The 20,105-nt window shown below is 63.5% G+C and carries 20 protein-coding genes; 15 read left to right on the forward strand and 5 right to left on the reverse strand.

Annotation, left to right across the window (positions count from 1 at the left end; translation table 11 throughout):
- Positions 1-38 precede the first annotated feature (38 nt).
- Complete coding sequence (locus VGL01_RS16290; RefSeq protein ID WP_331571084.1) at positions 39-242, reverse strand: CsbD family protein; 204 nt, start codon at positions 240-242, stop codon at positions 39-41.
- 103 nt (positions 243-345) lie between these two features.
- A complete protein-coding gene (locus VGL01_RS16295) occupies positions 346-1,236 on the reverse strand; it encodes a LysR family transcriptional regulator (RefSeq protein WP_331571086.1) in 891 nt (296 codons plus the stop codon).
- Between the two features lie 99 nt (positions 1,237-1,335).
- On the opposite strand from VGL01_RS16295, the gene VGL01_RS16300 reads away from it, so the two are divergent.
- The 4 genes from VGL01_RS16300 (at position 1,336) to VGL01_RS16315 (ending at position 6,140) form a co-directional block, all read left to right on the forward strand.
- On the forward strand, positions 1,336-2,640 hold the full coding sequence (locus VGL01_RS16300) for a citrate:proton symporter (protein WP_331571088.1): 1,305 nt from the start codon (positions 1,336-1,338) through the stop codon (positions 2,638-2,640).
- Between the two features lie 12 nt (positions 2,641-2,652).
- Positions 2,653-4,011, forward strand: coding sequence for an acyclic terpene utilization AtuA family protein (locus VGL01_RS16305; protein ID WP_331571090.1), 1,359 nt, complete (start codon positions 2,653-2,655; stop codon positions 4,009-4,011).
- Between the two features lies 1 nt (position 4,012).
- Positions 4,013-4,354 (forward strand): AtuA-related protein, encoded by a 342-nt coding sequence (locus VGL01_RS16310; RefSeq protein ID WP_331571092.1) that lies wholly within the window; start codon positions 4,013-4,015, stop codon positions 4,352-4,354.
- A gap of 139 nt (positions 4,355-4,493) precedes the next feature.
- Positions 4,494-6,140, forward strand: a complete 1,647-nt coding sequence (locus VGL01_RS16315; RefSeq protein ID WP_331571094.1) for a tannase/feruloyl esterase family alpha/beta hydrolase — start codon at positions 4,494-4,496, stop codon at positions 6,138-6,140.
- 47 nt (positions 6,141-6,187) lie between these two features.
- On the opposite strand, the gene folE is transcribed toward VGL01_RS16315, so the two are convergent.
- Positions 6,188-6,874, reverse strand: a complete 687-nt coding sequence (gene folE, locus VGL01_RS16320; protein WP_331571095.1) for a GTP cyclohydrolase I FolE — start codon at positions 6,872-6,874, stop codon at positions 6,188-6,190.
- A 196-nt stretch (positions 6,875-7,070) separates the two neighbouring features.
- Here folE and pcaD point away from each other — a divergent pair, with 196 nt between their 5' ends.
- On the forward strand, positions 7,071-7,868 hold the full coding sequence (gene pcaD / locus VGL01_RS16325) for a 3-oxoadipate enol-lactonase (RefSeq protein ID WP_331571097.1): 798 nt from the start codon (positions 7,071-7,073) through the stop codon (positions 7,866-7,868).
- 31 nt (positions 7,869-7,899) lie between these two features.
- Here the strand turns inward: pcaD and VGL01_RS16330 are convergent, their stop codons facing one another.
- Entirely contained in the window at positions 7,900-8,148 is a 249-nt protein-coding gene (locus VGL01_RS16330; protein ID WP_331571099.1) for a hypothetical protein, read from the reverse strand.
- A 106-nt stretch (positions 8,149-8,254) separates the two neighbouring features.
- Complete coding sequence (locus VGL01_RS16335) at positions 8,255-9,580, reverse strand: MFS transporter (protein ID WP_331571118.1); 1,326 nt, start codon at positions 9,578-9,580, stop codon at positions 8,255-8,257.
- Positions 9,581-10,029: 449 nt separating this feature from the next.
- Between VGL01_RS16335 and pyk the strand changes: the two genes are divergently transcribed.
- From pyk to VGL01_RS16385, 10 genes are all read left to right on the forward strand, one after another.
- Positions 10,030-11,448, forward strand: coding sequence for a pyruvate kinase (pyk, locus tag VGL01_RS16340; RefSeq protein ID WP_331571101.1), 1,419 nt, complete (start codon positions 10,030-10,032; stop codon positions 11,446-11,448).
- 123 nt (positions 11,449-11,571) lie between these two features.
- The gene (locus tag VGL01_RS16345) at positions 11,572-12,057 is read left to right on the forward strand and encodes a VOC family protein (RefSeq protein WP_331571102.1); all 486 of its coding nucleotides are present in this window, start codon (positions 11,572-11,574) and stop codon (positions 12,055-12,057) included.
- A 140-nt stretch (positions 12,058-12,197) separates the two neighbouring features.
- Positions 12,198-13,004 carry a DeoR/GlpR family DNA-binding transcription regulator gene (locus VGL01_RS16350; protein WP_331571104.1) on the forward strand — a complete coding sequence of 269 codons (807 nt, stop codon included), beginning with the start codon at positions 12,198-12,200 and terminating at the stop codon, positions 13,002-13,004.
- Positions 13,005-13,015: 11 nt separating this feature from the next.
- Complete coding sequence (locus VGL01_RS16355) at positions 13,016-14,158, forward strand: MFS transporter (protein ID WP_331571120.1); 1,143 nt, start codon at positions 13,016-13,018, stop codon at positions 14,156-14,158.
- Between the two features lie 64 nt (positions 14,159-14,222).
- Positions 14,223-14,453, forward strand: a complete 231-nt coding sequence (locus tag VGL01_RS16360) for a hypothetical protein (protein WP_331571106.1) — start codon at positions 14,223-14,225, stop codon at positions 14,451-14,453.
- On the forward strand, positions 14,453-15,868 hold the full coding sequence (gene otsA, locus VGL01_RS16365; protein ID WP_331571108.1) for an alpha,alpha-trehalose-phosphate synthase (UDP-forming): 1,416 nt from the start codon (positions 14,453-14,455) through the stop codon (positions 15,866-15,868). Before VGL01_RS16360 ends, otsA begins: the two co-directional genes overlap by 1 nt.
- Before the next feature lie 347 nt (positions 15,869-16,215).
- Positions 16,216-16,638 (forward strand): rubrerythrin family protein, encoded by a 423-nt coding sequence (locus VGL01_RS16370; protein ID WP_331571110.1) that lies wholly within the window; start codon positions 16,216-16,218, stop codon positions 16,636-16,638.
- Positions 16,639-16,779: 141 nt separating this feature from the next.
- Positions 16,780-18,117, forward strand: coding sequence for a heterodisulfide reductase-related iron-sulfur binding cluster (locus tag VGL01_RS16375; RefSeq protein ID WP_331571112.1), 1,338 nt, complete (start codon positions 16,780-16,782; stop codon positions 18,115-18,117).
- A gap of 36 nt (positions 18,118-18,153) precedes the next feature.
- The gene (locus tag VGL01_RS16380) at positions 18,154-18,735 is read left to right on the forward strand and encodes a DUF3501 family protein (RefSeq protein ID WP_331571114.1); all 582 of its coding nucleotides are present in this window, start codon (positions 18,154-18,156) and stop codon (positions 18,733-18,735) included.
- A 519-nt stretch (positions 18,736-19,254) separates the two neighbouring features.
- A partial coding sequence (locus VGL01_RS16385) for a transposase (protein ID WP_331571116.1) occupies positions 19,255-20,105 on the forward strand: 851 nt, incomplete at its 3' end.

Genomic DNA, 20,105 nt, shown 5'->3' on the forward strand with positions numbered 1-20,105 from the left:
CCACCATGACGGCTACAGCCCGTCGTGATCGCTAATCCCTAATCCCGATTCGCATCGAAGAAGCGGCGAACTTCCAATTCCGCTTCGTCGCGCGTCTTGCCATATCGCTCTTGGATCAACCCCGCCAGCCGTTCGGCATTCCCGTCGGCCTGCGTCAGCTCGTCATCCGTCAACTCGCCCCACGCAGCCTTCGCCTTCCCGACCATCTGTTTCCATTTTCCTGCAGCGATATCGTTGTTCATCGCGCCCTCCCTTTCGTAAAGGATTCAAATAGGAGCCATTGAAAGGCTCGCGTTTGACTCCAGCAGGGAATGTGCCACGCAGTATGCGCCGCAACGACCGCGACTAGCCGCGCAGCGCCGCCTTGAGCGCGTCAGCGAACGATAACGCCACGGGCGGCAACGTTCTCGCCCGCTTCTTGATCAATGCGATGGGTCGGACGAATCGACGATCGTCGATGGGCCTGCCCACCAGCTCGCGCTCGGCGCGAATCTCCGGCGCCGAGCCGGGCAGAATCGTAATGCCGAGCCCCGCCCGCACCATCGCCACGGCAGTCATCATGTAGGTCGGCTCGCACGCAATGTCAGGCGTGCATTCGGCTTCGTCGAACGCGGCATCGACGATCGCGCGCACACTGGTCCCCGCAGCCGTCAATACCAGCGAGTAACCGGCAAGATCGGAAGCGCCAACACGTCGTTTTTTCGCAAGCGGATGCCCGCGCGGGCAGACCACCATGAGTCGGTCTTCCGCACGGTGCAGGATTTCGAGCTCCGGATCCACGATTTCACCGCCTGTCACCCCAAGATCGAATTCGCCGGCCTTCACGAGCTGATTGACCATGCTCGCCACGACATCGCGAATTTCGAACGTGACGTGCGGCGCATCGGTCCGGAAGTCCCGAATCAGAGCCGGCAGCCGCCCTGCGGCAAACGATGGCAGGCACGCGATACGAACCGCACCGCGAGAGCCGTCGCCCAACGCACGCGCATCGTCGAGTACGCGCTGCATGTCCGCCAGCGACTTATGCAAAACCGGCAACAGCTCCCGTCCCACCGACGTCAACGTCACCGTCCGGGAGTTTCGATCGAAAAGCCGTGCGCCCAGCGTTTCCTCGAGGCGACGAATCTGTACCGTCAATGCCGGCTGCGACAAATTGAGCCTGGCCGCCGCGCGCGTGAAGCTGCCCGTCTGTGCCACGGCTACGAACGCACGTATCTCCCGCAGATTCAGATCCATTTCATTTGTTGATTGCTGCAATCAAATCATTTCAATTGTTTTATCGATGTACCGACACTACGCTCTAGCCCATTAAAAGACAAGATTGGAGACAAACCCGTGCTGGCCTTACTTGGCGTTGCCACCATCGTCGTATTGCTCGTCGCGATCCTGTCGCGACGCATGTCCGCGCTCGTCGCGCTGATCGCAGTGCCTGTCGCCGCCTCATTGATCGGGGGATTCGGCCTGCAAACCTCGCATTTCGTCATCGCCGGGATAAAAGGGCTCGCACCTGTCGTCGGCATGTTCGTCTTCGCCATTCTTTACTTCGGCACGATCACTGACGCGGGCACGCTCGATCCGATCATCGACCGCATTCTTCGCACGGTCGGCACGCGCCCGACCCGCATCGTCGTCGGAACGGCGTTGCTGGCACTGCTCATTCATCTGGACGGCTCGGGCGCCGTTTGCTTTTTGATCGCGATACCCGCCATGTTGCCGCTCTATGACCGGCTGAACATGGACCGGCGCGTGTTGGCCGCGGCGGTGTCGCTCGCGGCCGGCGTGAACTTCCTGCCGTGGACCGGGCCGATGATCCGCGCCTCGGCGTCCCTCCATCTGCCGGTGTCGGCGATTTTCAACCCGCTGATTCCGGTGCAGATCGTCGGTCTCGTGTTCGTTTTCGGCACGGCGTGGCTGCTCGGCAAGCGCGAGGAGCGGCGGCTCGGCGCGAACCTGGCGACCACCGACGTACTGCTTGCGCGCCACGATCTGACCGATGAGGAAAAGGCCCTGCGTCGCCCACGCAATTTCTGGTTCAACATACTGCTGACGGTGGCGGTGCTGGGCACGATGGTCGCCATGGGCGAAAAAATTCCGCCCGCCCTCATGTTCATGATCGGGTTGTGCATCGCCTTGCTCGTCAACTACCCGAACGTGGAAATGCAGCGCAAGCGCATCGACGCGCATGCGCGCGCGGCGCTGATGATGGCCGCCATCCTGCTGGCGGCGGGGGTGTTCACCGGCATCATGCAGGGCAGCGGCATGCTCAAGGCGATGGCGCAGGCCGCGGTCGGTTTCGTGCCGGCCTCGATGGCGGGGCACATCCCGGTCATTCTCGGCTTCGTCTCGATGCCGCTCAGCCTGCTGTTCGATCCGGACTCGTTTTACTTCGGTGTGCTGCCCGTGATTGCGGAGGTCTCGGCGCAACTCGGCGTGCCGGCAGTCAAGATCGGCCAGGCCGCGATACTCGGCCAGATGACGACCGGCTTTCCCATCAGCCCGTTGACGCCGGCAACGTTCCTCGTGATCGGCCTGACCGGTATCGATCTGGCGGAACACCAGCGCTTCAGCTTTCCGCTGTTGTTCGGCGCATCGGCCGTGATGACGCTCGCGTGCGTCGTCTTCGGCATCTTTCCTCTTTGATCCCCGCAAGTCATGTCGACAGTCACGCCTTCTCGCACGATACGAATCGGTGCGGGCGCCGGGTACTCCGGCGACCGCATCGAACCGGCGGTGGAACTCGTCGAGCACGGTTCGCTCGACTATCTCGTCTTCGAATGCCTGGCCGAGCGAACGATCGCGCTGGCCCAGCAAGCGCGCCGCCGCGATGCGTCACTCGGCTACGACCCGCTGCTCGAGGCGCGTTGGCGTGCGGTACTGCCGCTCGCCGCGAAACGCGCCGTGCGTATCGTGACGAACATGGGTGCGGCCAATCCTGTCGCTGCCGCGCGCAAGACGCTGGAGCTCGCGCGGGAACTCGGTATCGACCGGTTGAAGATCGCGGCCGTCACGGGCGACGACGTGCTCGACGCGGTACTGGCCGGGCACTACCGCTTCGAGGAATCGGGCGAACTGGTCGCGGCCTTCAAGGACAGGATTGTCGCGGCGAATGCGTATCTCGGCGCGCAACCGATCGTCGATGCGTTGCGCGCGGGCGCCGACGTCGTGCTGACCGGGCGCGTCGCCGACCCCGCGCTGTTTCTTGCGCCGCTGATCCACGCGTTCGGTTGGTCGATGGACGATTGGGAACGGCTGGGCCAGGGTACCGTCGTCGGCCATCTGCTCGAATGCGCTGGGCAGATCACCGGCGGGTATTTCGCGGATCCGGGGCTCAAGGATGTCCCGAACCTCGCGCGCCTCGGCTTTCCGATCGGCGAAGTCCGCGAGGACGGCACCGTCGTCGTGACGAAGGTGCCGCATGCGGGCGGATGCGTGACCGAGGCGACTTGCAAGGAACAACTGCTCTACGAGATCCACGATCCGCAACGTTACCTTCAACCCGACGTCGTCGCGGACTTCACGGAGGTCAGCGTGACGCGGCTCGGTGCGGACCGTGTCGCCGTGAGCGGGGGGCGCGGTATGCCGCGCACCGGCACATTGAAGGCGTCGGTCGCGTACTTCGACGGCTTTGTCGGCGAAGGGCAGATCTCGTACGGGGGGCCGGGCGCGCTGGCACGCGCGCGTCTTGCGCTCGATGTGGTGCGCGAGCGATTTGCGATGACCGGGGTGGCGGTACGCGAGCTGCGCTGCGATCTCATCGGCGTCGATTCGCTTTATGGACACACGGCGGCTGCGCACGAGATGCAGCCATACGAAGTGCGCGTGCGCGTCGTGGCGCGCTGTGATTCGTTCGATGAAGCTTCGCGGGTCGGCAACGAGGTCGAAACGCTCTATACCAATGGCCCGGCCGCCGGAGGCGGCGTCACGAAGTCCGTGCGAGAGGTCATTGCCGTTCAATCGGTGCTGCTGCCGCGCGAGACAGTCGCGCCATCGGTCCAGATATTCGAAACCTGAAATGAAACTACGCGAGTTGGCGCACGGGCGAACCGGCGATAAGGGCGACACGCTCAACGTATCGGTCATTTGCTTCGATGCGCGGGATTATCCGCATCTCGTGCGCCATTTGAGCGCCGAGCGTGTGAAGGCGCATTTACAGAGCATCGTGCGCGGCCCGGTGCGGCGCTACGAGTTGCCCCGAATAGGCGCGCTCAACTTCGTGCTCGAGCACGCGCTCGGTGGCGGCGTGACGCGTTCCCTCGCGCTCGATGCGCACGGGAAATCGGTCAGCGCCGCCTTGCTCGATATGGACATCGACATCGACGTCGATATCGACGTCGATATCGAGCCGCCCGCTTGATCCGGGCTGCCGCGACGAACGAATCGCACGAGGAGACGGCACGACTTACCTGTGAGGAGGTGTGATGATGGATTGCGATCTTTCGAACCGATATGGCGGCGAATATGGGAGCGGCCCGAATCGATGCGGGAACCGCCGCATGACTGTGAGGCGCTCGATAGCCGCGCGGTGGCTGTTTGCCGTCGCGCTATGCGCGGCGGCGACGCTCGAGGCCGGTGCGGCGCGCGCGGCGCAAGCCGCCGGATACGATGGACAAACGCGCGCATGCAGCGCGCTCGAGCGCGCGACGATCGAGAACACACGCATTTCATCGGCTGAGGCCGTGCCGGCAGGCACGACATTCAACGATCCGGGCGGCGCGCCCGTCCAAACGACGACCGCGGTGTGCCGCGTGGTCGCGACGGTCAGCACGCAAAGCGCCGAGCAGATCGGCATCGAAGTGTGGCTGCCGCTCGGTGGCTGGAACGGCCGGTTGCTGGGCGTGGGCTCGGGCGGCTTCGGCGGCGCAATCGTTTATAGCGCGCTCGTGCCGGCGGTGGCGCGTGGCTTCGTTGCCGCGAACACGGATACGGGGCATCGGGGCGGTGCCCAGGGCGCGATCGGTCAGCCGTTGTCATGGGCACAGAATCCGGTCCAGCTTCGGGATTGGGGACACACGTCGATTCACTGGATGACCGTTGCGGCGAAAGCGATCACTCGCGCGTATTACGGGCAGGCCCCCGCACGCTCTTACTACAGCGGGTGCTCGACGGGCGGCGCCGAAGCGATGGAGGAGGCGGAGTTCTTTCCCGAGGACTACGACGGAGTGCATGCCGGCTCGCCGGGCATGCATTACAGCCACCTCATGGAGAGCTTTCTCTGGGGCGCGTTGCTGCCCGCGAAGCAGCCGGCGGCGCGACTGACGCCGAGCGCGCTGGCCACGCTCAATCAGGCGGTGCTGCAGCACTGCGGAGGCACCGATGCGGCCAGCGACGGGTTTCTTGCGAATCCGCTCACGTGCCACTTCGACCCGGCCCGCCTGCAGTGCAAGGCGGGCGAGGACCCCGCACACTGCCTGAGTGCCGCGCAGGTGCAGCAAGCGCAGCGGCTGTATTCCCCGGTGCTGGACCCGCGCACGGGCCGCGCGCTCTATCCCGGGTTCGCGCGCGGCAGCGAAAGCCAGTGGGCGCTGATTCAAGGCGCGCTCGTACCGAATTATGCGCAACCGTTGCTGGCCAATACCGTCTTCGACAATCCCGATTGGGACTGGACGACGTTCGATTTCGCCGCCGACGCCGATCGTGTCGATGCGGTCTTGTCGCCGAACATCGATGCGATGAGTCCCGATCTCTCGCGCTTTCGTCGGCGCGGCGGCAAGCTGATCATGACGCAGGGCTGGGCGGACGCGTTGAACGCCCAGACGTTGCCGATCGAATATTTCGAGGAAGTGGCGAATGAAGCGGGCGGCGTCCGAGCGGCGCAGTCGTTTTATCGGCTCGTCATGGCGCCGGGAATGAGCCACTGCGGCGGTGGCCCGGGACCCAACACGGTCGGCGGCAACTTACCGCCTGTCCATCTCGACCCGGAGCGAGACGTCGTCAGCGCGCTGCAGGCGTGGGTCGAGCAAGGGCGAGCGCCCGAGTCGTTCGTTTCGACGAAGTATGTCAACGACGACCCGGCGTCGGGCGTCCAGTTCGAACGGCCTGTGTGCGTCTACCCGGATGTGCCGCGCTACAAGGGGCATGGCGATCGACGCTTCGCGAGCAGCTTCGCCTGTGTTCCCGGTCCGCGATTGACGAGCCACTGAACGCGCGGCCCAGCGTGCGGCAATTCGGCGAAACCGGGCACCGGGCGTTAGACGTTGGGCAACGCGAGCGCCCCCGGATTGCCGACGATGGCGAGAAACTCGCGGCGTGTCGACGGATCGGTCCTGAACGAGCCCAGCATGCGCGAAGTCACCATTGCCACGCCGGGCTTGTGCACGCCGCGCGTGGTGATGCACTGATGCGCGGCTTCGAGGATGACACCCACACCGCGCGGCTGGAGAATCTCGTTGAGCGTGTCGGCGATTTGGACCGTCATTTTTTCCTGAATCTGGAGCCGTTTGGCGAAGGCATCGACGAGCCTCGCGAGCTTCGAGATGCCGACGACGCGGTGTTTCGGCAGATAGGCGACATGCGCGCGGCCGACGATGGGCACCATGTGATGCTCGCAATAGCTTTCGAAGCGGATGTCCTTGAGCACGACCATCTCGTCGTAGCCGTCGACCTCCGAAAACGTTCGGGCGAGTATTTCGCGCGGATCGAGGCGATAACCGGCAAAGAACTCCTCATAGGAGCGCGTGACGCGTCCTGGCGTGTCGCGCAGTCCTTCGCGATCGGGATCGTCTCCGGCCCAGCGCAGCAACACGCGCACCGCTTCCTCGGCTTGTTCGCGCGTCGGACGCGCGATAGCGTGCTCGACGAGATCGACGGCAGCGCTCGTCTTCGACCGGCTTCCCGACGCGCTCTTCTTGCCGGCTCGCGATTTAGTGCTGCTCATGACTGACTCCTCCCCATTCCCGGTTGGTCGTTGTAGGACATCCTGTGCGGCATTGTGCAAGTCGCGCACCCATGCGCGGCATTGTTCCATGTTTTCGCGAGAATCGGGGGGAGGGGTTTTACGGGCGGCCGCGTGCGCTGCGAGCGCCATGGGAGCTGTAGCACAATAGGGCTTTCGCCATGGAGGCCTCACGCTCATGCCCTTTGCCACTGTCAATGGAGTCAGCCTCTGCTATCGGATCGACGGCCCGGCCGACGCACGAGCGCCGTGGCTGGTGTTGTCGAACGCCCTGGGCACCGACGTTTCGTTATGGTCGCCGCAGATCGGCGCGTTCGCGAGGCATTTCCGGGTGCTGCGCTACGACGCGCGCGGGCATGGCCGTTCGAGTGTGCCGCCGGGCCCGTACACGATCGAGCAACTGAGCGCGGATGTCCTGGCGCTCATGGATGCGCTTGCGATCGATCAGGCACATGTATGCGGGATATCGCTGGGCGGCGTGACGGCCATGGCACTGGCGGCGCGCCATGGACAACGCGTCGGACGGCTCGTCGATATCAGCGCACTGCCTCGCAATCTGGCGCCTCGGGAGACCTGGCTCGAGCGCATGGAGCAGGCGCAAGGCGGCGGAATGCCCGCGCTGGCGAGTGCGTCGGTCGAACGTTGGCTCAGCGCGGCGTTTCGTGCGCGCGAGCCCCTCGTTGCGGAGGCGATTCGCGATGTCGTGCGGCACACGGACACGCAAGGGTACATCGCGAGCTGCGCGGCGGTCGCGGATACGGATTTATCGCAGGAAGTCGGGCGCATCGCGGCGCCGACGCTCATCGTGAGCGGTACGCACGACGCGGGCTTTCCGGTCGATGAAGGCAGGGCGTTGGCGGCGCGCATTCCCGGTGCACGCCACGTCGCATTCGAGGCGCTGCATTTGCCCAACGTGGAACAGGCATCGGCTTTGACGCAGACGGTACTCGATTTTCTGCGCTTACCGTCGCCGTGAGCGCTGGTTGGGCCAGGACCGCGCGGCGGGCTTACTCCTCCGCGTCGTGGTCCGCAATGAAGCGCATCAGATAGGCGCGCAACGCGGCGTCCAGGGCGCGATGATCTGCCACGCTCTTCGAGCCCGCATCGGCTTCTTCGCCGAACAGCGTGGGCGGCGCATCGTAGACACCGACTTCGGCGCCTTCACGGAAGACGCGGATTTCATGCGTCGTTTCCAGGTATTCGGCGGTCCAGTGAATGCCTTCGATATGCACGCCGGTCCGGACGATCGTCTTCATGAGTACCCTCCCTCGCAAGCCGGCGGGGCGTGGAATGCCACGCTGGCACCTGGCGATAAGGGTACGCCTGTCGGGCAGCGCGCGCATCGGCCGCGCGTGTTTTGTTTCAGTGGCTGATCGATTCGAGCGAGCGTCCCTTGGTGGACGGCCCAAGCAGGATCATGCAGATGCCCACGACCATCGACGCACCGATGAACGTCGCCACGCCGGGCACGCCATAGTTGTGAAGCAAAACGCCGATGGCCAGGCCTGCAAACGCCGCGGCGATACGGCTCCACGAATAGACGAAGCCGACGGCGCGCGCTCGGATGCGAGTCGGGAAGAGTTCCGCCTGATAGCCGTGGTAGGCATACGACATGACGTTCGCGGCGAGCGTGAATACCACGCCGAGCACGATGAGGACGGCCGGTTCCGAGGCTTGCGAAAAGAGCGCGATGACGATGCCCATGATGAGCAGGCCGCCGCAGATTTGCGTCTTGCGTTCGAGCTTATCGGCGAAGAACGTGCCGAGCAGGGGGCCGAACGGATTGGCGATGGCGATCACGAAGGCGTAGCCGAGGCTGGCGGTCACGTGCACGCCGCGATGGATCAGTAGCGTCGGCACCCAGGCGGCGAAGCCGTAAAAGCCGATGACCTGCGCCATGTTGAAGATCGACAGGATGAGCGTGCGCTTCCGATAGAGCGGACCGAAAATTTCGGCGATCGAGCCGCGGCCTTCCATTTCGGCCGAGATCGGTTGCGGAGCCGGCAGCGCGATGCCCTTTTCCGCGGCGACGCGGCGTTCGATATCGGCGACTATGCGCTCGGCCTCGTCCAGACGGCCTTGGCGCGCGAGCCAGCGCGGGCTTTCGGGAACGTTGCGGCGGATGATCCAGACGGCGATCGCACCGAGCGTGCCGATCAGGATGACGACGCGCCAGTACTCGAGCCCCAGTGGGTGCGTGTCTTTGAGGATGAAGGCGAGAAATGCCACGACGGGCACCGCGCAAAAGGTGATGAACTGATTGACCGCATAGGCGCGGCCGCGCTCGCCGCTGGGGATGAGCTCGGAGATGTAGGAGTCGATGGTTACGAGTTCCACGCCGATACCGATGCCCGCGGCGAAGCGCCAGAGATTGATGGCAAGGCCGGAATGCTGGAATGCCATGATCGCCGTGCAGATCACGTACCAGATGAGCGACCACGTAAAGATGAACCGGCGCCCGAGGCGATCGGCGACGAAGCCGAACACGAGCGCGCCGATCCAGAGTCCTGCGAACGTAGCGAAGACGAATGTGCCGAAGCCGGCCACGGCGATGGGCGCGAGCGCCGCGAAAAAGCCGAGCGATTCGGGCTTGAAGAGACCGGCCTGGACCATCCCTGGCGCGACGTAGCCGGTGAAGAACAGATCGTAGAACTCGAAGATGCCGCCGAGCGAGATCAGAATGACCATCGTCCAGACGGTCCGCGACGGCGGCAGGCGATCGAAGCGTGCTGCTATTTCAGCCGATTTCTGATTGGACATTTGCGCCTCTTTGTTTATTTTGCAGTTCGTTTTCGAATGTCTTGCTTTGCCGACTTGTCGCTGCGGCGGCAATCGAAACAACCCGCAACTGTCGCACGTCGACTTGCACGTCGCAATGGGTGCGATTACGGACGGGTCGAGCGGGGGCATGAGCGTTGCCACCACTTCCTTCGAAGCGTTGACGAGATCATCCTCGGTGAGGAAGCGCTGGTAATTCGTCGGGACGGGTGGTGGGAGAGCCGTGAATTCGATACATCGAGTATCGAGTCAGGCGACTTGTGGTGGTCTTATCGAAACTCTTGAGCAGCACTAAAGTGGGATACTTTGGCGCCGACTCTAATGGCGGCCATCGAATCCAGGACACGGGAGACACGGGAATGAAGCGGCAACGCAACGCAAAGATCATCGCCACGCTCGGGCCGTCGAGTTCCGATCCGCAGGTCATCCGGCAACTGTTCGACGCCGGCGTCGATGTCTTCCGCTTGAACTTCAGCCACGGAACCCAAAGCGACCATTTGCAGCGGCTCACGGCCATCCGCGCGCTCGAGCGCGAAAGCGGGCGCCCGATCGGCGTGCTGCTCGATCTGCAAGGACCGAAGCTGCGGCTCGGCACGTTCGAAGGAGGGAGCGCCGAGCTCCTGGCGGGAGAGCCGTTTCGCCTCGACATGAATCCGGCCGCCGGCACGAACCGCCGCGCGCCGCTCATGCACCGGGAGATTTTCGAAGCGATCGAGCCCGGTTCCGAACTGCTGCTCGACGACGGCAAGATCCGTCTTTCGGTCGAATCGAAAGGCCCGGATTACGCCGAAACCCGCGTGGTGGTGGGCGGACGCATCTCCGATCGCAAAGGCGTGAACGTGCCGGCCGTCATGCTGCCCATTTCCGCGCTGACCGCAAAGGACCGCGAGGATCTGGCGTTCGGCCTCGAGCATGGCGTCGATTGGGTGGCATTGTCGTTCGTGCAGCGGCCCGAGGATATCGACGAAGCGCGCGCGCTGATCGGCGATCGCGCGTGGATCATGGCCAAGCTCGAAAAACCGCTTGCGATCGATCATCTCGAGGCCATCGTCGCGCGCTGCGACGGCATCATGGTCGCGCGCGGCGATCTCGGTGTCGAATTGCCGGCCGAGCAGATTCCCGAACTGCAGCGGCGCATCGTCGGCGCGTGCCGGGCGGCGGGAAAGGCGGTCGTCGTGGCCACGCAAATGCTCGAATCGATGACGAATTCGCCCGTGCCGACGCGCGCCGAGACGTCGGATGTCGCCGGCGCGATCTACGAAGGCAGCGATGCCGTCATGCTGTCCGCCGAATCCGCGAGCGGCAAGTTCCCGCTCGAAGCCGTCGCGATGATGAATCGCATCATCGAGCGGGTGGAGCGCGATCCCGGCTACCGGCTGGGCATCGACGCGTCGCATACGCCCGCGCAATCGACGACGGCCGACGCCATTTGCTGCGCGTTGCGCACGATCGTGCAACTGATCGGGCCGGCGGTGACGGTGACCTATACGCTTTCGGGTTTCACGAGCGTTCGTGCCGCGCGCGAGCGCGCCCCGAGCGCGATCATCGCACTCACACCTTCGTTGCAGGTGGCGCGCCGGCTTGCGCTCGTTTGGGGCATTCACTCGATGCCTTACCGCAACGCGCACGATGTGGACGACATGATCGCGTTGGCTTGCGAGGCGGCGCGCGGCGCCGGCTTCGCGCGCGACGGCGATTCGATCGCCATTGCCGCCGGTTTGCCGTTCGGCGAATCGGGCACGGCAAATCTGCTTCATATCGCGAAGGTGGGGCGATAGCGAAAAAAATGCAGGTCGATGTCGATTTCGGTTCGCGTCGTTCGTCGTGCGGATAGAGCCGGCGAAAACGAAGCCTTCCTGGCCGCGCTCACTTTTACGAACAACTTATAGGAGCAAGCCGTCATGTCGACCTCTTCCGTCAAACCCATTCCCGAAGGCATGCATTCGCTGACGCCGCAGATCGTTTGCGCAGGCGCTGCCGACGCGATCGATTTCTACAAGCGGGCTTTCGGCGCCGTTGAACTGTTTCGCATGCTGACCACCGACGGCCACATCGGCCATGCGCAAATCAAGATCGGCAATTCCGTGGTCATGCTGACGGACGAGTCCGCGGAGTGCGGCTCGCTCGGCCCGAAAGCGCTCAAGGGCACGCCGGTGAGTCTCTATTTGTATGTCGAAAACGCCGACGCGGCCTTCGAGCGCGCGGTGGCGGCCGGTGCGACCGTCGTCATGCCGTTGGCCGACATGTTCTGGGGCGACCGTTGGGGCTTCGTCGAGGACCCGTTCGGTCACCGTTGGCATATCGCATCGCACGTACGCGATCTCGACCCCGAGGCGATACAGCGTGGGATGCAAGCGGCCATGCAGGAACGGCAGCACACCAGCTGAGGCGCCGCCGGCGCTCGTCGGTTATCCCATAGTCGAACCTGCCGTGCCCCGACGAGGGGCCGATCGGCGCGCTTGGTGTTCGCGCTAGTGCACGTTGTTGCACGTTTACATTCTCGTTTATGCACGTTATGATTTCGCGCATGAACGAAGAACTCCCGCTCGCGCGCCGCGATTCGATTGCCGGCCGGCTGGCCGATGGCCAGTCCGTCGTCGCCGCCGTACTGGCAGCCGAATTCGGCGTTTCCGAAGATGCCATACGCCGCGACCTGCGGGCGCTTGCGGCGCAAGGCCTTTGCCGCCGCGTCTATGGCGGCGCGTTGCCGGTCACGCCGGCGTCCCGGCCAATGGCCGCGCGCATCGATGAGGCGAGCGAGCGCAAGCAGGCATTGGCGCGGGCCGCGGTACCGTCGATTCAAAGAGGGGAGTTCCTGTTCCTCGACAGCAGCAGCACCAATCTCGCACTGGTCGGCTACCTGCCCGAAGACTTCGGGCTCACTGTCGCAACGAATTCCATCGATATCGCCGCTGCCGCGCTGCGGCGATCCGATTTGCAGCTCGTGATGATCGGCGGAACGGTCGATCCGGTCGTGGGCGGATGTGTCGATGCAAGCGCGTTGCAAAGCGTCGCCCGCATGAATATCGACCGCTGTTTTCTCGGGGCCTGCGCGGTCTCCCCGAAGGGCGGCATCAGCGTATTCGACATGGCCGATGCCGCATTCAAGCGCGCTGTCCTTGCGGTAAGCGAACACAGCGCAGTCCTTTCAACGAACGAGAAACTCGACACCCGCTCGCCATACCGGGTCGCGGCAATCGAGGAAATCGACTGTTTCATCGTCGAGCACGAATTGCCCCGCACGCATCGCTTGGCGTTGGCGGAGGCGGGCGCCTCCATCGTCGCGGCGGCAGCGCCCGTACTCGGCCACGCATGCACCGAGGGCCCGCTTTGAAAATCGAAGACATCTCGTCGGACCGGCCCGCCACCCGGCTCGCCACGCGCCTTGCGTTTTTTGTGGCCGGCTTCGGCGTAGCGTGCTGGGCGCCGCTCGTGCCGTTTGCGAAGCTGAGGCTGGGCGTCGACGACGCCGTGCTCGGCGTGTTGTTGCTGTGTATCGGCTTGGGATCGGTCGTCGCGATGATTGCCACCGGTCCGATCAGCGCGCGGTACGGCAGCCGGCCGGTGATCGTCGCGGGGGGAATCGGGCTGGTTCTACTCTTGCCGATCCTGACGCTCGTCAGCACGCCGCTTGTGCTTGGCATCGCCCTATTCGCGTTCGGCGCCTCCCTCGGCTCGTTGGATGTCGCGATGAACATTCATGCCGTGGAGGTCGAGCGTGCGGCGGCCCGGCCGTTGATGTCGGGGTTTCACGCGCTGTTCAGCGTAGGTGGATTCGCGGGCTCGATGGTCATGACGTTCTTGCTGTCGATTCGCCTCGGTGCGCTCGCCAGTACGCTGCTGTGCTCGGCAGCGATGCTGGGTGCCGTCCTTCTTGCCAGGCCCAGACTGCTGAATGCCGCTCCGAGCGCCGAGGGACCGCTCTTCGCCATGCCGCGCGGTATCGTGCTGCTGCTCGCCGCGCTCGCCGCTGTGACGTTTCTTGCCGAAGGCGCACTGCTCGATTGGAGCGCCCTGCTGATCACGAGCAAGGGGCTCGTCAGCGCAGCGCAGGGCGGGCTGGGCTACATGCTGTTCTCCGTCGCGATGACGGCTGGACGCTTCGGCGGCGATGCCGTCACCGCACGCGTCGGCGATCGATCGACGATGTTCTGGGGAGGATTGCTCGCGATTGCCGGGTTTGCTGTTTTGTTGACGGCTCCGATCGCGGTGGTGGCGATGGGCGGCTTTTTACTGATCGGGCTCGGTGCCTCGAACATCGTTCCGGTGTTGTTTCGCCGAGCGGGCTCGCAGCGCTCGATGCCGACGGCGTTGGCTGTTGCCGCGATCACGACCACGGGCTACGCCGGCATTCTTGCCGGCCCCGCCGGCATGGGCTTCATCGCGAAGAGCATCGGACTGCCGAGCGCGTTCTGGTGGTTGGTTGGATTGCTCGTTCTGGTTCCATGTTGCGCAAGCTTCGTTACGGCCAATCGCGCCGAGGCATGACGAGGGGCGCAAACTGCGATTCGCCGCAAGGATGGCTCCCGCCAGGTGCATGTGTTAGCATTACATGCTTAATTTCGAGATAAAGCTGGATGCGCATGCCGCCAGGCACCTCAATGTACGCGGCGGGTGTGCGGCTGGTTACGCGGCGGGTGATGCGGATTTAGCGCGCATCGGCAGCCATCGCCAGCACAACAAAACGAATAACGATAACTACGACCAGAAGACCTCTCGCGGCAATACCAACAACATAGCCGCTCACCTAAAACAACTCCCCGCTTTTTCAAAGGAGCCTTAGTGAGTCGCCTAGTCATAGTTTCGAATCGTGTTGCGGATCCGCGTAAGGCCGCGGCCGGCGGACTTGCTGTTGCGATCAAGGACGGCTTGCAGCAAACGGGTGGCGTGTGGTTCGGATGGAGCGGCAAGACGTTCACCGATGCACCGGGCGTCGCCAGCCACAGCGGCGTGCATACGCAGACTGTCGGCAAAGTACAGCTCGCAACGGTCGATCTCAGTCAGCAGGACTACGAAACGTATTACCTCGGCTACTCGAACAACGTGCTGTGGCCGGTCTTCCATAACCGGCTCGACCTCGCGCAGTTCGACGTCCGTTTTGGAACCGGCTATCGCCGCGTCAATCAGCTCTTCGCTCAGCGCATCTTTCCGCTGCTCAAGCCGAGCGACGTCATCTGGGTCCACGATTACCACCTGATCCCGCTTGCCGCGGAGTTACGCGCAATGGGATGCACGAATCCGATCGGCTTTTTCCTGCATATCCCCGTGCCGCCGCCGCTCATCATGGCGGCCATTCCGGAGCACGAATGGCTGATGCGCTCGCTGTTCGCCTACGATCTCGTCGGTCTGCAAACGGAATCGGACATGATGCACCTCGTGCGTTATGCCGAAACGGAAGCGGGCGCGAAGTGGCGGCCCGACGGCTATTTGCGCGCTTTCAATCGCACGTTGCGGGTCGGTGCATTCCCGATCGGCATGGACGTCGGCGAGTTCGCATCGCTCGCGGATGCGCGTGAAGGCCTCGATATGTTCGCCCGCATGCGGGAGGAGTACTCGCGCCGCCAGTTGCTGATCGGCGTCGACCGTCTCGACTACTCGAAGGGGTTGCCGCAACGCATCCAGGCATTTCGTTATCTTCTCGAGCACTATCCGGAGAACCGTAAGCGTGCGACGCTGATTCAGATCGCCGCACCGAGCCGCGAAGATCTCGGCGCCTATGACCACCTGCGTCGCGAGATGGACAGCCTGTGCGGCGCCATCAACGGCGACTATGGCGAGCTCGATTGGATGCCGGTGCGCTACATTCACCGCAACGTTGCGCGCAGGCGGCTGCCGGGCGTTTATCGCGCCGCGCACGTGGCGCTCGTCACGCCGCTGCGCGACGGCATGAATCTCGTCGCGAAGGAGTTCCTTGCCGCGCAAGACCCCGCCGACCCGGGCGTGCTCGTGCTTTCTCGCTTTGCCGGGGCGGCCGAGCAACTGAAAGAGGCGCTGCTCGTGAATCCCTACGATTCGCAAGGTACCGCGCAGGCGATCGAACGCGCGCTCACGATGCCGCTCGGCGAGCGCATCGAGCGGCATTCGGCGCTGATGACGACGATCCGTCAATACGACGTGCATTGGTGGCGCACGTCGTTTCTCGACGCGCTCAAGGAAGCGGTGGCGCAGGCGCCGGAAGCGGTGGCCGATACCCATTAGGCCGGCCGGTGGCCGATACCCCGGTGGCGGATACCCCGGTGGCCGATACCCCGTGACCGATACCCATTAGGCCCGCCGATCGGGCAATCCCCAGACGAAGCGCCGGTTGGATCCGAGCCGGTTGCCGCGCGTGCCGCGGTGGCCGCGCACTGCGGACGACCGCGATGCGGCAACGCCTATCGCCCGCATAGAAAATGCCAATTGGGGGATGGGCCCGTCCAGCGCCTAGATTTAAAGAGCGGCGTCCGGCTCGCGGGCGCCGTGGTGCGCGCCGTTTCCCTACCTACAGTACAAGACTTCGGCAACGCCCGGCTGCGCCGCGTCTGCCGGTCCACCAGGAGATTCAGATGGGACAGTTGAAAGGCTCCAAAACGGAAGAGAATCTGAAGGCCGCATTCGCGGGCGAGTCGCAGGCGAACCGCCGGTATCTGTATTTCGCGGCCAAAGCGGATGTGGAAGGCCAAAACGATGTTGCTGCGCTGTTCCGCTCGACGGCGGAGGGCGAAACGGGCCACGCGCACGGCCACCTCGAATACCTGGAGGCGGTCGGCGATCCGGCCACGGGCCTGCCGTTCGGCACTTCGCGGCAAAACCTGCAAGCGGCGATTGCCGGCGAAACCCACGAGTACACCGACATGTATCCGGGCATGGCGAAGATGGCCCGCGACGAAGGCTTCGACGAAATCGCCAATTGGTTCGAAACGCTGGCCAAGGCTGAACGCAGCCACGCCAATCGCTACACGAAGGCGCTCGAAGCGCTCACCGACTGAACCGGGCCGCAGCGATGCGCGCGCCGCGAACGCCGCGGCGCGGCGCACAAGCCTCCGGCGGCGCGCGGCTCGAGCCGGTACGTCGCGCCTTGCACTGCGCGTGTGCCGGAGACCGTCAGCAGAACTGGGGAGCATGCCCTCATGCCGCATAAAGAAGGCAGTCTGGAGGCGCCGATTCGACACCCGCTCGATTGGCAATCGGAAGCGTTCTACGATCCGGATGCGATCGACAAGGAGCTGGCGCGGGTTTTCGATATCTGCGCGGGATGTCGCCGCTGTGTGTCGTTGTGCGGCGCCTTTCCGACGCTGTTCGATCTCGTGGACGAAACCGACTCGGGCGAAGCCCACGACGTCGATCGTCAGTCCTACTCGAAAGTGGTCGACCAGTGCTATCTGTGCGACCTCTGCTACATGACGAAGTGTCCGTACGTGCCGCCCCATCCGTGGAACGTGGATTTCCCGCATCTGATGCTGCGTGCGAAAGCAGCCAAGTTCAAAAAGGGAGAAGTGCCGTTGCGCGACAAAGTGCTCTCGAGCACGGACGCGCTCGGCCACTTCGCGGGTATTCCCGTGGTGACCCAGACAGTGAACGCCGTGAACCGGTCGAAGCCCGCGCGCGGCCTGCTCGAATCAGCGCTCGGCGTCGACAAGAACGCCTGGCTGCCTGAGTTCGCCCCGCGCAAGTTTCGCGGCGCGGCCAAGCCTTCGCCCAGCACCGCGGTGCGTGACGGAGAACGCACGCCCGGCAAGGTGGCGATCTATGCAACCTGCTATGTGAACTTCAACGAGCCGGGGATCGGCCACGATCTGCTGGCGCTGCTTGCGCACAACGACATTCCCTATGTGCTGGTGGCAAGCGAAGCGTGCTGCGGCATGCCGTTACTGGAGCAAGGCAACCTCGAAGGCGTGGCCGCGAAGAAGGCGAAGAACATTCCCGTGCTCACGCGATATGCGCGCGACGGCTATGCCATCATGGCCGCGATTCCGAGCTGCGTGCTCATGTACAAGCACGAGTTGCCGCTGATGTTTCCCGAGGATGAAGACGTTCGCGCGGTCAGCGATGCATTTTGGGATCCGTTCGAGTACTTCGTGTCGCGCCACCGCGACGGTTTGCTGAAGACCGACTTCAAGCGCGCGCTCGGTAAGATTTCCTACCACGTGCCCTGTCACGGACGCGTACAGAACTTGGGACGTAAAACTTACGACACCCTCTCGCTCGTGCCCGACACGGAGGTCAAGATCGTCGAACGCTGCTCGGGGCATGCCGGCACGTTCGGCGTCAAAAAGGAATTCCATCGCATGGCCATGAAAATCGGCGCCCCGGTGTTCAAGGCGATGGCGGAGCCTCAACCGGCCTTCATTGCCTCGGACTGCCAACTGGCGGGGCACCATATCGCGCAGGGCATCGAGGAGGCGGGACTGGGCAGCGCGCCGCTGGCCCATCCGCTGACGCTGCTGCGTAAGGCTTATGACATTTAAACGACTGTGCTTTCTTCTCTTGCAAGGAATTGGCCGATGACTATTTCCAGAGAATCGCTGATGACGCTCGAAGCCTACGCAAAAGCACGCAAGTCGATGCGCGACGAAGTGATCGAACATAAGAAGCAGCGCATCGTTCGCATCGGCAATCATTTGACCTTGATATTCGAGGACGAAATAACAATTCGCTACCAGATTCATGAAATGTTACACATCGAGAAGATTTTCGATGAGGAGGGAATTCGAGGGGAATTGGAAGCCTATTTACCTCTTGTTCCAGATGGAAGTAATTTGAAAGCTACAATGCAGATCGAATACGAGAACGAGGTGGAGCGGCGGGCCGCGTTGAAGCGGCTCATGGGCATCGAAACACACGTGTTTCTGGAGGTCGACGGGGAACCGCGCGTCTATGCCATAGCGGACGAAGACATGGATCGAGCCAATGATGAAAAGACCTCGGCGGTCCATTTTCTGCGATTCGAGTTCACCGCATCGATGAAGGAGCGCCTGCGCAACGGTGCGGGACTATCGGCCGGATGCGACCATCCCGCGTATCCCAGCCCTGTTGCCCGCATCGAATCACGCGTCGCCGCTTCCCTGGCGGGCGATCTGACCTGAATCAAGACGGCTCGCCGGCGCCAGCCGCGGGCCACGTCTGCTCGGCAATCCGCAAATAATGCCGACTCGAATGATGAAATTTATTCCGATTGGGTAGATGACGAATTTGCGTATGGAGGCTAAGCAAATTGCATGAGATGCGACAATTGGTTTTTTTTGTAATCGCCATGCATTATGCGTTTGCGCAGTCGCAAAAATATTCTAAGATAGCGACTCTTTGATGAGTTGCGGGCTGGCAGCAGCGTGCCCGGTATGGATCATCGAAACCCGGAATAGCATCGATTCAGCTTTGCATTCAAGTGAGGGTGCAGGCATCGATGGTACGCTTTCTGCACTCCTTTCCCACGCACGAGCGAGACCCCCTCTTGCGCTTCACCGGAGGGCAAATTCGCACTTTACCAGTGCGGATTTGGTCGTTATAGCCAAAATAACAATCATTTTGTGCAACCCGCGGCTCTTGTGAATGATCGTTCGCATGAGCCGAGCGTCGCAGCCGGGCCAGGCTGCGTGGAGAAGAATATGTATTTTGAAGAGTTGAACGACGACGAGTGGGCGCGTATTTCCGCGCTGGCGGCCGACGAACCTGTTCATCCGCATCGACGCGGCAGGCCTCGCGCCGAGACCCGCGTAGTGGCGAACGCGGTATTGTGGATTCTTACGACGGGGGAGCGCTGGTCGAAGCTGCCGGCACGCTATCCGTCAGGGCCGACGTGCCGGCGCCGCTTCGATGAGTGGCTCGCCGACGGCACTTTGTTCGAGATGGTCTCGATTCTCTCCGAAGGGGGGCGCGCATTTGCCTACGTGCCGCAGCCGCAGGCGGCTGTCTTGCCCGAGCCCAAGCCTGAGCCGGCGCAGGAGTCGCCTCGCTTGCGCGGCGTGTTCTGGACCAACCCCGAGTCGTGGCAGAACGCAGGCAGTTGCACGCAGCGCGCGGGCGATCTGCCGGTCGCCGCTTCGCGGCCCTTGCAGACAGCCGGCGATGCCTTGCGTGCCATGCATGAGCGCAGGTCGCTGGGCCTACCCTCGTTCAGCGCGAGCGAAGTGCATGAGCGCACGCACGACTACTGCGGCTATACCATCCGCGCGATGGCACAGCCTGTGACGCGACAAACGCCGCCCGCCTATCGTGCCTCGGCCGAAATCGCCAAGGACGGCAAGCGGATCGAGCGCTCGGGGCTGATCGGCCCTCGCTTCGAGGATCACGAGCGCGCGGAACGTCATGCGCTCGAATGGGCGCGCGACTGGATCGATCGCCAATCGAGCGCCTCCGTGGCGGCCAGCGCTGCCGAGGCGGCCGCATCGAGCGAGGATGCACTCGATCCCTCACCGTGCGGCGATCCCGATCAGCGTGGCGAAGCCAAGGACGCCGC

It is taken from the genome of Trinickia sp., from assembly GCF_036503415.1.
In the GTDB taxonomy this organism is placed as follows: Bacteria; Pseudomonadota; Gammaproteobacteria; order Burkholderiales; family Burkholderiaceae; genus Trinickia.